Here is a 14,100-nt window from a genome sequence, read left to right on the forward strand (position 1 = left end):
AGCTAGCTTGTTTTGATCATGAAAACATTTTCAATAAAATTGTCGCTGTTACGACCACTGCCGCTCCGCCTAAACGCGTTGAAATTTGCGCAAAAGGCATTAATTCCATACGATTTGAAGCTGATAGAATCGCGACATCTCCAGTTCCACCTAAACCACTATGACATCCCGTTACAATTGCTGATTCAACAGGATACATTTTCATCACTTTCCCTACAAGAAAACCTGATGCTACCATTGTAAGAACAACTGATGCACACACAGCAACATATCCTACTGAAAGAACTGCTGCTACGTCTTTTAACGGAATGTATAGCAATCCTAAGCCGACCATTAACGGCCATGTTAAATTTTTTGAAATAAATTTATATAAATGGAATGCTCCTTGCTCCATTTTTGCTGGCATTAATTTAAAGTACTTCACAAGTGCTGCTGAGAAAATCATAATAATTGCCCCAGGAATACCGATGAACTTAGAAGCGAATCCTCCAAAGATGAAGAACGTACATGCAATCAATAACCCAGCTCCCATTAATGAGAAATCAATTGGTTTTTCTGTATTTTGCTCTTTTAATAACTCTGCCTGATTATCTGTTTTTACTAATACACCATTCCCACTAAGCTCAGGTCTCTTCTCACCTAAACGCTTCATATAGCCTGCGCTCACAATTGCAAACATATTCCCGATAATAGCTGCAGGAATAAGTTGTGATACAAATGTTGCTGATGGCTCATTTAAAATATCACCGTAAGCTAACGATAATGGTAAAATCCCTTCCCCAATACCACCACTCACAATTGGTACAATGATAAAGAAGAATGTCTGCTTCATTTCAAATCCAAATAGTGAACCTACTAATAGGCCTACTGCTATAGAAGCTAGCGTCCCTACCACTAAAGGAATAAACATGCGAACGAAACCTTGTACTAATACTTTACGGTTCATTCCTAAAATACTTCCAACTACTAAACAAGAAATATATAAATATAAAAAGTTCGATTTTTTCATTAACATAGTTGCAGCTTCCATTGAAGCTGGATTCATCCAGTTAAAAAATACAAGTAACGATGGAACAAATAACGAAAGAATTGCTGGACCACCGATGTTTTTTAGAATTGGAATTCTCATCCCAATGTCACCTAAGAAAATCCCCATGATCATAATAACTGCAAATCCACCAATCATATCTGCTGGCAATTTATTATATACAGATGCCCCATAAATAATAGCAGCCAATACTACATATAACGGTAAAGGTATTACACCGATTTTTACATTCATAATTTTAGAAGCAAACGATTCTCTTTGTACCTCATTCTCCTCAGGAAATGATACCGCTTCCACATTCTTTTGAATTTCCATATGGCACCCCCTTGTTTTCTTAATAACAATATTAAAACGCTTTCAATAGTAAAAATAGTTTTTGTAAGTTTTGTAATTGGTTTTGTAATTAAAAAAAGTATAAGCGACTTATAATAAGTCGCTTATACGTAAAACTCTATTTTATTTTGGTCAATGCATCTTAATTTACTCACAGGTCTTCCCACATGTTGGTACACCATTTCGTTTTCTAACACTCCAATTTCAGTCAAAAACATTACATACTTTCGAATAGAAACTCTTGAAACCCCTACTAATTGCGCCATTTCATCTGTTGTAAAAGCTCGTCCATTCAGCGACTCGATCTTCTGCCAAATTAATTGCAACGTTTGCTTCGTTAATCCCTTTGGAAGTTCTTTATTAACAAAAGATTCTCTTTTTTCTTTTTGCAAAATTAATGAATCTAATTCCGATTGACTAATTTTTTGTTGTTCTTTCATAAAAGTGAGTTTTTCTCGATATATAGTTAATGCCTCTTTAAATCGTTCAAATGTAAATGGTTTAATTAAATAATCCACAACCCCATATTGTAATGCTTTTTTTATACTCCCCATATCATGTACAGCTGAAATCATCATAATATCGATTTCTTTTTCTTGATTCCGAATATACATTAAAAGCTCGAATCCAGTCTCTTCAGGCATAAAAATATCAAGTAATACTAAATCTACTCGTGACTTTTCTAATGCTTCTATCGCCGATTTTACCGAATTAACTGCATGAACAAGTTCAAACCCTCCTACTTGCTCTAAATAATGTGTATTTAACATCGCTACCATCGGGTCATCTTCTACAATTAAAACTTTAATCATATTTGCCTCTCATCCCTACCTTTAGGTATTTCAATCGTTATTGTCGTCCCCGTTCCTAACAATGAATGAACATAAATTTCCCCGTTTATTCGCTGTATGCTTTCCTTTACAAGATGCAAACCATACCCCCGATTATCACCCTTTGTAGAATAACCTTTTATAAATAATGCATCAATTTCATCTTCTTTTATGCCTTTCCCCGTATCTTGTACTGTAATGATTAATGTATCCCCATATTGTATTCCAATTTCAACCTGCTTCTTCTCACAATTTGTCACTGCGTCTAATGCATTATTAATTAAATTTCCGACAATAGTGATTAGTTCATGAATGATACGTTCATCATATATTTCTGGTAAGTAAGAATCTTCTTTTATAATTAACTTTATATTTTTCTCTCTAGCATAACTAAGTTTACCTAGTAAAAATCCAGCAAATACTGGGCTTTGAATTTTTTTCATAATCCCCCCAATTTCATATTGATGCTCTGATACCATACTACTTACATATTTCTGCAATTCTTCATACTGTTTCATATGCGTTAACCCTAATACGACATGCATTTTATTCATAAATTCATGAGATTGTGCCCGTAAAGCTTCCGCATATAGCCTAATACCAGTTAGTTCTTCTGCCAATTTTCTAATTTCTGTTTTATCACGAAATGTTGCAATTGCACCAACTATTTCTCCTTTTACATATAAAGGAACACGATTAGTAACAATCGTAATCCCATAAATTTTTTGTTCCTCGTTTAATTGTACCTCTCCTGTTTGCAACACTTCTTTTATACGTGAATTCGGCATATACAATTCAACATCTTTACCAATAAAATCTTCTTCCAGTCCACTTTTTTTAAATAGCCGTTTCGCTTCATTATTAATTAACGTTACTCTCGCCTCTTTATCTACAGCGATAATACCTTCCTTTACAGATTGTAACATCGTATTTCTTTCCTCAAGAATTTTCGCTATCCTGTGTGGCTCAAGACCGAATAAGCTTTTCTTTATATGCCTAGCTAGCAATATTGCTCCTATAATTCCGACTAGTACTCCAACTCCAACACCAATATAAATAATATGTCTACTTTCCTTAACCCTTTCTTTTACATTATCTGCTGAAATACCGACAGCCACCGCTCCAATTTGTTCACCTGTTTCAGAAAATATTGGTACAAATACTCGCATTGAAATACCTAAAGTTCCTTCTGCTAGCGATACATGTTCCTTCCCTTTCAATGCAGGTCCCTCATCTCCCCCAATAAAATGATGACCTATTTTTTGAGGATTTGGATGCGATTTTCTTATTCCATCCATATCCATAACTACAATAAATTGAACATCCGTACTCTTTAATAGCTTATTTGTATACACTTGAATCAAAGAGGGATCTACCTTCCCCGCCAACCCATCAATTACAATAGAATCATTTGCCACAATACGTGCAATCGTTTTTGCCTTCTCCGCCTGGCTTTCCTCTGTCGTTCGTTCAACATTATGGCTAATTAAAATATCTGTTACGAGTAAAGAAAAAATTACAACTGTGCACACTAATAATGTAATCGTTTTCCATAAATTCCATAGTTTTTTTCTTTTTTTCATCCCGTTAATAACTCCCCTAATTGCTGAATAGAAAAATAAGTAAGGTGATATTATTTTCACCTTACTTATTTGCTGTTATTATACTTTAATTTCTTATAGTTCTTCTGTAACCTGTTCAATTTCACCAATAGCATTCGTTACTTCATTTTCATCGCCTGCTAAACCTTTCATTGTTTCTGCTGCTCAATTAATTTTAGAAACAAAATATAATAATAACACGTATTTTTTTTATTGATTATGCATTTTTACATATGTAATTATTCTTCAAAGTTTAAATTACAAAATAAGAGAACTTCCATACATAGAAGTTCTCTTTCTTCTTATCAATTTTACTTCTTTAAAACACTTCTCACAAAACCTTCTTTATAATCTGTATACCCTTATTCCCTTACTTTACTTTGAACTTTTCACATAACTAATTGCTTGGCTCCCCATCTGCACCCATGCCTGTTCAAAGTCTTCTCTCGGTACCTTTACATCTAAGCTATCATTGAGAGGATCTCGAATATATACAGATTCCTTATCATATCCAACAAGTACAACACAATGTTCATTATAGGTAATAGAAACATCTCCACTATTTGTTTCCCATATAGTAAATTCATCCTCATCTAGTGGTGCAAATGTTGCATTCGTAATCATGACTACTGGTTGCCCAGCTTTTACACTCTTATAAATCTCTTCTATACTCTTCCCTGTTAAATCCACAGCTTTATTCGGTAAATATATTTTCGCTAACTGAAAAAGTGGTCCATGATATACACCGTATCCCGATTCAGAAAACGTATAAATGTTCCCAACAAATCCTTCATTCGGATTCCCGCGTACACCATCTTCTATAAAGTTAACTTTTTTTATTTCATTTGCTAATTTCATCTTATCTGCAGAAACACCCGCATATTGTAACATCATCGCTAAGCTTGTTACTTCGCAGCCTCTCTCTAACTCTGGTAATTGCTGAATTAAAGGCACATTTGATAAAATGACTTTTTCATCATTATTACTAAACTCTGTTCGTTTTTGACTTTGTATACTTGAAAATAGTAACCCCTTTACTTTCTCCACATACTTTGTAATTCCATTTGTATATGCACCCCATATCCCTATACAAAGTACGGCCATACATATATACCACTTCCATTTTCGTATCACCCTCACGCCCTTTTTAATTCGTTAAATACGAATAAAACGCATCAGCATCTGTTTGAACCATAGGAACAAGCTTAAGCTCTTTTCCCTTTTCAGGTTGTTCAAGATTTATCTTCTCCGCCAAATCTTGAATATTCAAATTCTCTCTATCCATACCAAGCTCATCCGCCATTTGTATTACCTTTTGTTCATTGATTTCTCTTAATACTTGATATATATCTTTCCCATATAAATCAATATGATATTTTTTTGCTTCTTCTTGTACTTTTTGTTCGTACACTTCTTGTACTAACTCTTCTATTTCTTTCTCTTTATGAGAGATACCTAACTTATCTGCTTCTTCTCTTACTTTTGTTCCGTAAATTTCTTCCTCAATGTCTTCTATTTCTTTTCCATTTGTCGAAATCCCTAATTTATCTGCTTCTTCATTAATTTTAATCGTATTAATTTGAGTAATTAAATTTACAATCGATGTATTCTCTATAGATATGCCTAATTTTGATGCTTCTTGCTTCACTTTTGTTTCATAGATTTCTTCTGAAAGAGTCCCAACATCTTTTCCTTCAATCGAAATTCCTAACTGTTCTGCTTCTCTTCCTACTTCCGTTTCATGAATTTCTTTTTCTAACGTGATTTGCTCTTTGCCTTCCGTTTCAATACCTAGTTTCTCTGCTTTTTCTTCTGTATGCACTGCATGTATCTTACCATTGTTTAATTGTTCTTTACTGCGCTGCGCGTAATCTGTCTTTCCTTTTTGTGCTTCAGAAGGAGAGGCACCCCCTAATATACTTAAACTCATTACTCCAATAGTGAATACCGTCATCATTTTCTTTTTCATATTTACTTCCTCCCTCTTTCACTGTCTTTTCCATCATTCCCATAATTTTTTTAATACTATACATACATCTCATCGCTGCTTGAGGTAACATTATGATTGATAAAATCTACTCAAATACACTTCTATAATCGTTTCTTCCTGTAACGAACTTTCTATATGCAATACATACTATAAACAATTCCTTAACTTTCCCTTAAAAAAAAGACGACCTTGTAAAAACAAGGTCGTCTTCTCACTTATATTCTTTGGTTTTTAGGAAAAATCACTTCAAAGCAAGTACCATCTCCCCATTTGCTCTCTACTGATATTTTTCCGTAATGCTTTTCTACAATCCAATTGGCGATTGAAAGGCCTAATCCGGCACCTTCTGATGCACTTCTCGCTTTATCACCTTGATAAAAACGATTAAATAATTTTGGAATATCCTCTTCTTTCACCCCTATTCCATCATCTTTCACCTGTATACGAATTGAACCGCCCGTTTGCATGCAATCAATTTGAATATGCCCACCTTCATTCGTATACTTCATCGCATTATCTAACAATATGACCATCATTTGATGGATTCTCTCTCTATCACCCATAAACGATATGTCACGTTCTACTGTTAATATCATCTCTTTTTCTTGATAAGAGGCAATTTCTTTATATGGATCTACTATTTCCTCTAACAATTTATCTAGTTCAAATGTTTTCTTATCCATCTCAATTTGATTAGAATCCGAACGCGCTAACAATAATAAATTGCTAACTAGTTTCGATAATCGCCTACATTCCTTTGAAATTGTAGAGATATCCATCGCCTTTTCTTCTATCGTAGCGGATGGTGACTGGAATAACACATCCGTTTTTGATTGAATAACTGCAAGTGGTGTCCTTAATTCATGTGATGCATCAGACACGAACTGTTGCTGCTTTTCCCATGAATTTTGAATAGGTATGAGCGCTCTACCAGCTAGGAAAAAGCCGATACCTATTGCACATAGACTTCCTATGCTACAACCAATAACAAGAATTAAAAACAATGTACGCAGTACTTCTGTTTCAGTCGTAGTTTCACGTAATATTTGAAATGTGACATTCTCTCCCGAACGTATAGTTTCTTTGACTGCCACGGTTCTATAACTTTTTCCTTTTATTTCTATATCATAGAAATCTCCAATTTTTTTTGGGGATAGCTTTATTTTGTTTTCTTCCAGAAAACTACGATCTCGAACTCTCGGATCAATCTCTCGCAATTGCTTACTTTCGTCCCATATTAAGTAAAAAGCTTTTGAATCCCCTATACGTAATTCTTTACCCACCTCAAATCGTGGAGGTCCTAGTGGCTTTTCTCTCGTTATCTTTATAATAAAGTCCTTTATCGATTCATCTACTCCCTTATAAATTTCATTGGATGTATATGAATACACTAAACTTCCTAACACTCCAATTAATATAATAAACACTAACGAATTTAATATAGTCAGACGAATGCGTGTTTTTTGAAACATACTTCCTTTTTTCATTGTTCTTTTAATATATATCCAATACCTCTAACGGTTTGAATATCTTTCTGATAACCGAATGGTTCTAATTTTTTACGTAAATGATGCACATACACTTCTACAATTGCTACTGTCGTATCTGAATCAAAGCCCCAAACACGATCGAAAATTTGTTCACGCATTAAAATCTTACCGCTATTTTGAATGAGATACTCTAGTAGCTCATATTGTTTCAATGTCAGCTTAATACCTTGTCCATCCACTTGAACGTCTTTATCTTTTCCGAACAGTTCAATCCCCTTATAGCGAATAGTTTGCTGTGTCGTTAAACTACCACTTCTGCGTAGCAAAGCACGAATTCTCGCTTTTAATTCAGGAGCCTGAAATGGCTTAACAATATAGTCGTCTCCACCAAAATCCAATCCTTTCACCCGGTCTTCCAAAGAATCCCTCGCTGTCAAAAACAGGACTGGCGTTTCAATCTTTTCATCACGTATTTTTTGAATCACTTCAAATCCGTCCATTTCTGGCATCATCACATCAAGTAGGATTGCATCATAAATGTTTTGCAGTGCTAAAAATAATCCATCTTCTCCATTCAACGCTGTATCTACTTCAAACTCATCACGTAAGATTTGGACAATAGACTCTAATAAAGAAGCATTATCTTCTACTACAAGTAAGCGCATATTCTCACCTTCCACAATCTATTTCAACTCTTTTTATTATTACATTTCTTCTCTTCATAACGAAAGAATGTAATCATATTATGTAATTTTATTTTTAACTATTTCCTTCTAAGGTTTTGCTTGATATAGAATTTTGAACCTTTATTATAAAAGCTCTTTCTTAAATTTTGCTTAATAAAAAATTGAAAGAAATAAGATTTCACTTATCGCTTTCAATTTTTTACTACATACATCTTTTTACTCGGCAACTCCAAACAATTTAACTGACCACCATACACAGCACCGCCATCAATCCCTATAATACGGTTATCCCCAAAATACACATTACAATTATCATTTCCATGGAGCGTCTTTGTTTCCGTATGGCCAAATACAACAACCTTTTCGCCACTATACCCACTATGAAACTCATTACGGATCCACATTAACGTATATGGTTCAGATTCAGAAACTCGTTTCATTGGCTCAACACCAGCATGTACAAAGATATACTCTTCTGTTTCAATGTAATGATCTAATTCTTGAATAAACGTTACATGTTCCTCTAATATATGAGATTGTAAAATCGTTTTTTGGAAGTTTTCCTCATTAACCTCAATGTCTTCTTCTACAAATCCATAGCTATATAACGTTTTATCTCCACCATTCCTTTTTACCCAATGGTTCCATGAACGTTCCTCATCTGTCGTTAACGCCTTAATCATCATATCTTCATGATTTCCCTTTAAAACGAAGGCTCCCTCTTCTTTTAACTCTTTTACCTTTTCAATGACAGCACTTGCATTCGGGCCACGATCTACATAATCCCCCAACAAAATTAGTTGATCCTGTTTTGCATCGTAGTGAGCTTCTTCCAATAATTGTTCGAACTTTTCTATTTCTCCATGAATATCACTAATAACAAGAATTCTTTTCATATTATCCCCTTCTTTCTAAAACATTCTCTTTCTAATTATAATTCAAAAAGACAGAAATTTCCGAATCACATTTATTACAAACTAAAACTATTATCCTTACAACAATGTAAGTCTCTTGTCATCCAATTCGATAGTTGCAGTTACTGCATTTCCTTATACTAAAAGTAAGAAATGAAACAAAAAACAAGGAGAGATGAGATATGAAAAAAGTGATGGAAGTTGTAGTAGCGGTGGCAGAGGTTTTCGTAAATGGGAAACAGGTTGCAATGGAGTTAAATAAATAATGAAAAAGACAACATTCGTTCTAGACACTTTACTCATATAAAAGAGATAAGAGTTCATCATTTCTTTGATCCCTTATCTCCCTATAAAGAAAGCCGCATCCTGAAAAAGGATCCGGCTTTCTCTTATTTTTGACTCGTACGAGCTGAAATACTAATTGCTCTATCTGTTGCTTTTGCAGCTTCATCTAAAGCTTCTTTACTATTCTTTCCGTCATACATTGCTTCTAATGCTTTTACAACTGCATCTCTTGATTCTGGGAATACACTAATTAGTGCCCCCTGAGTTGCTGGAGATTGCTTCGTCGCTTGCAATTGTTCTACTGTTACTTTTAGCTGTGGATATTTTTCGTATTGATCTTTTACTAACGGCTCATTATATGCATCTGGATTAATTGAGAAATACCCTGTTGCTGTATGCCATTTTGCTTGTACATCTGGCTTCGTTAAATATTTCATAAAGTCCCAAGCACCTTGTTGCGTTTCTTCTGAAACCATATTCGTCATCCATAATGATGCACCACCAATAACAACGCCATTTCGCTTTGAATCTTCTGGATACGGAATATACGAAACGCCTACGTTAAACTTAGATGCATCAATTAAATCACGAACACCAGCTGAAGAATCTAAATACATAGCAACTTGTCCAGACTGGAACGCGGCACGAATATCATCCCAACTTGCTCCATACTTTCCTAGTGCACCAGCTTTATTTAATTCATCTAACATCCCAAATACTTTTTGGCCTTCTTTTCCGTTAAATACCGCTTTCTGTGCAGCATCTTTACGACCATTTTCATTATCTACATATAAAGCACCTTGTGTCGCTAACAACTCTTCAAAAAACCAACCATAGTTCAGCATTGAAAATCCATACTGCTTTACATTTCCGCCTTCTTTAATCGTTAACTTTTTCGCCGCTTCTTTTAACTCAGCATATGTTTGCGGAGCTTTCTCTGGATCTAATCCAGCCTTCGCGAAAACATCTTTATTATAAATTAATACTGGTGTAGATGAATTAAACGGCATAGAATACATTTTTCCATCAACTGAATAATAGTTCGTAATTGCTTTTTCTAATTTTGATGTATCGTACTTATCTTTTTTAATCCAGCTATCGATAGGCGTAATCTTTTTGCTATCAATCATATACTTCGTTGTAATTTCACTCGATTGAACAAGAGCTGGCGCTTCTTTCGTTGCAGACATCGTTTTAAACTTCGTTAAAGACTCTTCGTATGTTCCTTGAAACTCTGCCTTTATCTCGTATTTATTCTGCGACTTATTATAGTCTGCAACAAGCCCATCTAGTACACCTTGTGTTTTTCCACCCATTGCATGCCAGAAACGAATTACAGTTTTATCACCATTCTTTTCAACTGGAGCTACTTTTGCCTGTGCTTCAGGCTTACCCTCTGTTTTACTATTTGAACAAGCTACCCCGGTTAATGCCATTGTGGCTGCCATTAAAAGAGCAGCACCTTTGTTAACTAGACTCATTTAAATCTCACCTTCTCTTCGTTATTTAATTGCACCTTTTGTTAATCCTTGTTGTAATTGCTTCTGCCCTACAAATAGTAAAATCAGTGTTGGAATGACAATAACCGTAACACCGGCCATTACGCTTCCCCAATCAGTCGCAACTTCTTGAGACTGAAGCTGCTTTATACCAATTTGGACTGTTCTTACTTTTTCATCAGTGGTCACTAAAAGTGGCCATAAGTACATATTCCATGTTGTTAAAAAACTATATACTCCAAGCGTAATAAAACTCGTTTTACAATACGGAATTACAACGCTAAATAAAAATCTTACATTTCCAATCCCTTCAATAAAAGCAGCTTCTTTCAGTTCATTCGGAAGCGTCATAAAATGTTGACGTAGTAAGAAAATACCGAAAGCTGTTGCAAAAAACGGCACTGTCATCCCAGCAAAACTATTGATCCAACCAAAGTTTTGAATCGTTAAAAAGTTCGGTACCATCGTTGCTTCCCACGGAATAAGCATCGTTGAAATAAACAAGAAGAAAATTACGTTTCTTCCTTTAAACTGGAGAAAAACAAAAGCATAAGCCGCTAAGCTTGACACAATAAGTTGTCCAATCATAACAACTGTCGATACAATTAAACTGTTATATAAGTATGTAAAAAGCGGTACTTTTTGAAAAATATTAATGAAATTATCAAAAGTAAATTGAGTTGGAAATAATCTTCTCATTTGAATATCATCTGGTGTCATAAAGCTTATTAAAAACGCATACAGGACAGGAAAAAACACCATTACTGCACTAATAATGAGCAGCATGTATAATAGGAAATTTTGTTTCCACTGTTTAACGATCATTTATAATGCACCTTTCTCTCAGCAAACTTGAATTGAAGTAATGTAGCAATGAAAATGAAAACAAATAATACCATCGCTTGTGCACTTGCTGTTCCAAATTGATGATTTACAAATGCTTCTTTATAAATCGAGTACACAATTAAATTCGTTGCATCATTTGGTCCACCGTGCGTTAAAATATCAATTTGTCCAAAGCTTTGGAACGCACTAATTAACGTTACTGTCACGATAAAAAATAAAGTTGGTGATAGCATCGGTAATGTAACGCGGCGAAGCTTATATAAATAGCTAGCACCATCTATAGATGCACTCTCATATAAAGACGTATCAATATTTTGTAAACCGCCTAATATAACTAAAAATGCAAATCCTGTATTCACCCAAACCGTTGTAACCGATACAGAAAACAGTGCCCATTCTGGACTCGTTAACCATGCGATTGCAGGAAGATTCATAGAGGCCAATATATTATTAAATAACCCTACACTTGGATGAAATAAAAATAGCCAAATCACTGCACTAGCAGCTACTGATATACCCATTGTTGAAGAAAACAGGACTCGAAATAATCCAATACCTCTTACTTTTTCATTTGCAAGTAATGCAAGAAATAAGGCGAATATAATACTAGTAGGCACTGTATATAAAACAAATAATAACGTTGACTTTATATTTTTGTAGAAAGCAGGATCAGAAAATAAATATTGATAATTTTCTAAGCCAACGAAAAGATTAGCTTCTCCATGTATATCTGTTAAATAAAAGCTATAGTAAATCGTCCTAAACAATGGATAGAAAAGAAAAATCGAAAATAGTAAAATAGATGGCGCCAAAAACAATAATCCTATTCTTAAATCTTTCGTTCTGCCCCATAAACTCTTCTTTTTTGACACTGTTGTTTGAACTGGTAACTTACTTACTTCAATCATTATTTCGCCACCACTTTCAACTCTTCTTCAGCCATCACTTTTAATCGTTCATTCGTATTTTGGTGAAAGAAGCATAGTTTATCTTGTGAGAATAATAATTTTACTTTGTCACCTTTGTTCAGAAGTAACTGCCCGATAACTTTCGCACTCCAAGTTGCACCATTTACCGCAAAGTTTAATATAGATTCATTTCCTAATACTTCTATAGATTGTAGCGTAACTTCTTGTCCTTCCTCAGACAATGCAATATGCTCAGGACGCATACCTACTCGAATTGTTCCTTTTGGTAATTGCTTTAACTGTCCAATAGATAATGGAATTTGTAATTGCCCTATATGTAATACGCCTTTTTCTTTATCCACTTCTCCATCATTTATATTCATAGAAGGAGAACCTATAAAACTTGCAACAAATTCGTTTGCTGGTTCGTTATATATATCAAGCGGTGTTCCAACTTGCTGTATACTTCCTTTATTTAAGACCATGATACGATCTCCCATAGTCATCGCTTCTATTTGATCGTGAGTAACGTAAATCATCGTAATTCCTAGTCGTTGCTGAATTTCTCTAATTTCAATCCTCATTTGCGCACGTAATTTCGCATCTAAATTTGAAAGTGGTTCATCCATTAAACAAATCGGTGCTTGACTCACGATCGCCCTGGCAAGCGCAACACGCTGTCTTTGTCCGCCTGATAATTGGCCCGGTTTCATTTTCACATACTCTTTCAGTCCTACCATTTTAATAGCTTCCATTAATCGTTTTTGTCGCTCTTCTTTTTGTACTTTCCTTACCTTAAGTCCAAATAAAATATTTTCTTCTACAGTTAGGTGTGGATATAATGCATAATTTTGAAATACCATTGATAGATTACGGTCTTTCGGCTCCAAATCATTTGCAACACGTTCATTAATCATTAAATCTCCCGAAGAAATTTCTTCTAAGCCAGCGATCATTCGTAGTAATGTACTTTTTCCACATCCCGAAGGTCCAACTAAAACAAAAAATTCTCCCTTCTTAATATGAACCGATACGTCTTTAACCGCTGTCTCTTCCGCATTTTTATATACCTTTGAAATATCTTTCAATTCGATCACAAGGTTGCACTCCTTTTTCTTCTTGTATCCATACTTCATAATGACTCGTTGAAATCGCACTTGCTCCTGCACGAATGGCAATTTCCGCATCTTCCCGCGTTTGAATCAATCCACCTGCAATAATAGGAAATTCTATTTCCCCTGCTAGCTGTTTAATGATAGAAGGCATAATTCCAGGCATAATCTCTACCGCATTTGGTTTAGTCGTTTTACAATTTTCAATTGATTTTGTAAGAGATAAAGTATCGACAATAAAAATACGTTGAATCGTTTTTAATCCAATTTTATTGGCATTTCGAATTGTCGATCCCTTTGTTGAAATAATACCTTGTGCTCCGATAACATCTTGAATATACAAAAGAGCTTCCTCTGCATTCGTATTTAAACCTTGTATAAAATCACAATGAAGAAATACATCATGTCCATGTTTCTGTAATTCATATACACGCTCTGGTAACTCCAGCATTGAACCCGTCATAAGAAAAACTGTTTTCGGTAATTTTTTGTATGCTTTATACCCTTCCCAATCCTTTATCATCGCAGTATAAGGTTCTTTAAACATTCATTCCACCT

Annotated in this window: 13 protein-coding genes; all 13 read right to left on the reverse strand. The window is 34.6% G+C overall.

Annotated features, from left to right (window positions below):
* Positions 1 to 16 precede the first annotated feature (16 nt).
* The 13 genes from BAQ49_RS00810 to BAQ49_RS00870 all read right to left on the reverse strand — a co-directional run bounded on the left by BAQ49_RS00810 (position 17) and on the right by BAQ49_RS00870 (position 14,089).
* Entirely contained in the window at positions 17 to 1,363 is a 1,347-nt protein-coding gene (locus BAQ49_RS00810; protein WP_071743828.1) for a 2-hydroxycarboxylate transporter family protein, read from the reverse strand.
* A gap of 122 nt (positions 1,364 to 1,485) precedes the next feature.
* Positions 1,486 to 2,193, reverse strand: coding sequence for a response regulator (locus tag BAQ49_RS00815; RefSeq protein WP_071743829.1), 708 nt, complete (start codon positions 2,191 to 2,193; stop codon positions 1,486 to 1,488).
* Positions 2,190 to 3,794 carry a sensor histidine kinase gene (locus BAQ49_RS00820; RefSeq protein WP_071743830.1) on the reverse strand — a complete coding sequence of 535 codons (1,605 nt, stop codon included), beginning with the start codon at positions 3,792 to 3,794 and terminating at the stop codon, positions 2,190 to 2,192. The genes BAQ49_RS00815 and BAQ49_RS00820 overlap by 4 nt, the downstream gene beginning before the upstream one ends.
* A gap of 393 nt (positions 3,795 to 4,187) precedes the next feature.
* A complete protein-coding gene (locus tag BAQ49_RS00825) occupies positions 4,188 to 4,916 on the reverse strand; it encodes a C39 family peptidase (protein ID WP_071743831.1) in 729 nt (242 codons plus the stop codon).
* A gap of 43 nt (positions 4,917 to 4,959) precedes the next feature.
* Positions 4,960 to 5,781, reverse strand: coding sequence for a transporter (locus BAQ49_RS00830; protein WP_071743832.1), 822 nt, complete (start codon positions 5,779 to 5,781; stop codon positions 4,960 to 4,962).
* Between the two features lie 236 nt (positions 5,782 to 6,017).
* Complete coding sequence (locus BAQ49_RS00835; protein WP_071743833.1) at positions 6,018 to 7,289, reverse strand: sensor histidine kinase; 1,272 nt, start codon at positions 7,287 to 7,289, stop codon at positions 6,018 to 6,020.
* On the reverse strand, positions 7,286 to 7,957 hold the full coding sequence (locus BAQ49_RS00840; protein WP_071743864.1) for a response regulator transcription factor: 672 nt from the start codon (positions 7,955 to 7,957) through the stop codon (positions 7,286 to 7,288). Before BAQ49_RS00840 ends, BAQ49_RS00835 begins: the two co-directional genes overlap by 4 nt.
* 212 nt (positions 7,958 to 8,169) lie before the next feature.
* Positions 8,170 to 8,874 carry a metallophosphoesterase family protein gene (locus BAQ49_RS00845; protein WP_071743834.1) on the reverse strand — a complete coding sequence of 235 codons (705 nt, stop codon included), beginning with the start codon at positions 8,872 to 8,874 and terminating at the stop codon, positions 8,170 to 8,172.
* 407 nt (positions 8,875 to 9,281) lie between these two features.
* A complete protein-coding gene (locus tag BAQ49_RS00850) occupies positions 9,282 to 10,658 on the reverse strand; it encodes an ABC transporter substrate-binding protein (RefSeq protein WP_071743835.1) in 1,377 nt (458 codons plus the stop codon).
* A gap of 21 nt (positions 10,659 to 10,679) precedes the next feature.
* Positions 10,680 to 11,501: a carbohydrate ABC transporter permease gene (locus tag BAQ49_RS00855; protein WP_071743836.1), complete on the reverse strand. Its 822-nt coding sequence runs from the start codon at positions 11,499 to 11,501 to the stop codon at positions 10,680 to 10,682.
* A complete protein-coding gene (locus BAQ49_RS00860; protein ID WP_071743837.1) occupies positions 11,498 to 12,430 on the reverse strand; it encodes a carbohydrate ABC transporter permease in 933 nt (310 codons plus the stop codon). The genes BAQ49_RS00855 and BAQ49_RS00860 overlap by 4 nt, the downstream gene beginning before the upstream one ends.
* A complete protein-coding gene (locus BAQ49_RS00865) occupies positions 12,430 to 13,527 on the reverse strand; it encodes an ABC transporter ATP-binding protein (protein ID WP_071743838.1) in 1,098 nt (365 codons plus the stop codon). Before BAQ49_RS00865 ends, BAQ49_RS00860 begins: the two co-directional genes overlap by 1 nt.
* A complete protein-coding gene (locus tag BAQ49_RS00870) occupies positions 13,493 to 14,089 on the reverse strand; it encodes a glycerol-3-phosphate responsive antiterminator (RefSeq protein ID WP_071743839.1) in 597 nt (198 codons plus the stop codon). Before BAQ49_RS00870 ends, BAQ49_RS00865 begins: the two co-directional genes overlap by 35 nt.
* Positions 14,090 to 14,100: the final 11 nt, after the last annotated feature.

This window comes from Bacillus proteolyticus (genome assembly GCF_001884065.1).
Classification (GTDB): domain Bacteria; phylum Bacillota; class Bacilli; order Bacillales; family Bacillaceae_G; genus Bacillus_A; species Bacillus_A proteolyticus.

Excerpts from the sequence above, each read along its gene's own strand:
- BAQ49_RS00810 (WP_071743828.1), bottom strand. The coding sequence starts at position 1,363 with ATGGAAATTCAAAAGAATGTGGAAGCGGTATCATTTCCTGAGGAGAAT.
- BAQ49_RS00815 (WP_071743829.1), bottom strand. The coding sequence starts at position 2,193 with ATGATTAAAGTTTTAATTGTAGAAGATGACCCGATGGTAGCGATGTTA.
- BAQ49_RS00820 (WP_071743830.1), bottom strand. The coding sequence starts at position 3,794 with ATGAAAAAAAGAAAAAAACTATGGAATTTATGGAAAACGATTACATTA.
- BAQ49_RS00825 (WP_071743831.1), bottom strand. The coding sequence starts at position 4,916 with ATGGCCGTACTTTGTATAGGGATATGGGGTGCATATACAAATGGAATT.
- BAQ49_RS00830 (WP_071743832.1), bottom strand. The coding sequence starts at position 5,781 with ATGAAAAAGAAAATGATGACGGTATTCACTATTGGAGTAATGAGTTTA.
- BAQ49_RS00835 (WP_071743833.1), bottom strand. The coding sequence starts at position 7,289 with ATGAAAAAAGGAAGTATGTTTCAAAAAACACGCATTCGTCTGACTATA.
- BAQ49_RS00840 (WP_071743864.1), bottom strand. The coding sequence starts at position 7,957 with ATGCGCTTACTTGTAGTAGAAGATAATGCTTCTTTATTAGAGTCTATT.
- BAQ49_RS00845 (WP_071743834.1), bottom strand. The coding sequence starts at position 8,874 with ATGAAAAGAATTCTTGTTATTAGTGATATTCATGGAGAAATAGAAAAG.
- BAQ49_RS00850 (WP_071743835.1), bottom strand. The coding sequence starts at position 10,658 with ATGAGTCTAGTTAACAAAGGTGCTGCTCTTTTAATGGCAGCCACAATG.
- BAQ49_RS00855 (WP_071743836.1), bottom strand. The coding sequence starts at position 11,501 with ATGATCGTTAAACAGTGGAAACAAAATTTCCTATTATACATGCTGCTC.
- BAQ49_RS00860 (WP_071743837.1), bottom strand. The coding sequence starts at position 12,430 with ATGATTGAAGTAAGTAAGTTACCAGTTCAAACAACAGTGTCAAAAAAG.
- BAQ49_RS00870 (WP_071743839.1), bottom strand. The coding sequence starts at position 14,089 with ATGTTTAAAGAACCTTATACTGCGATGATAAAGGATTGGGAAGGGTAT.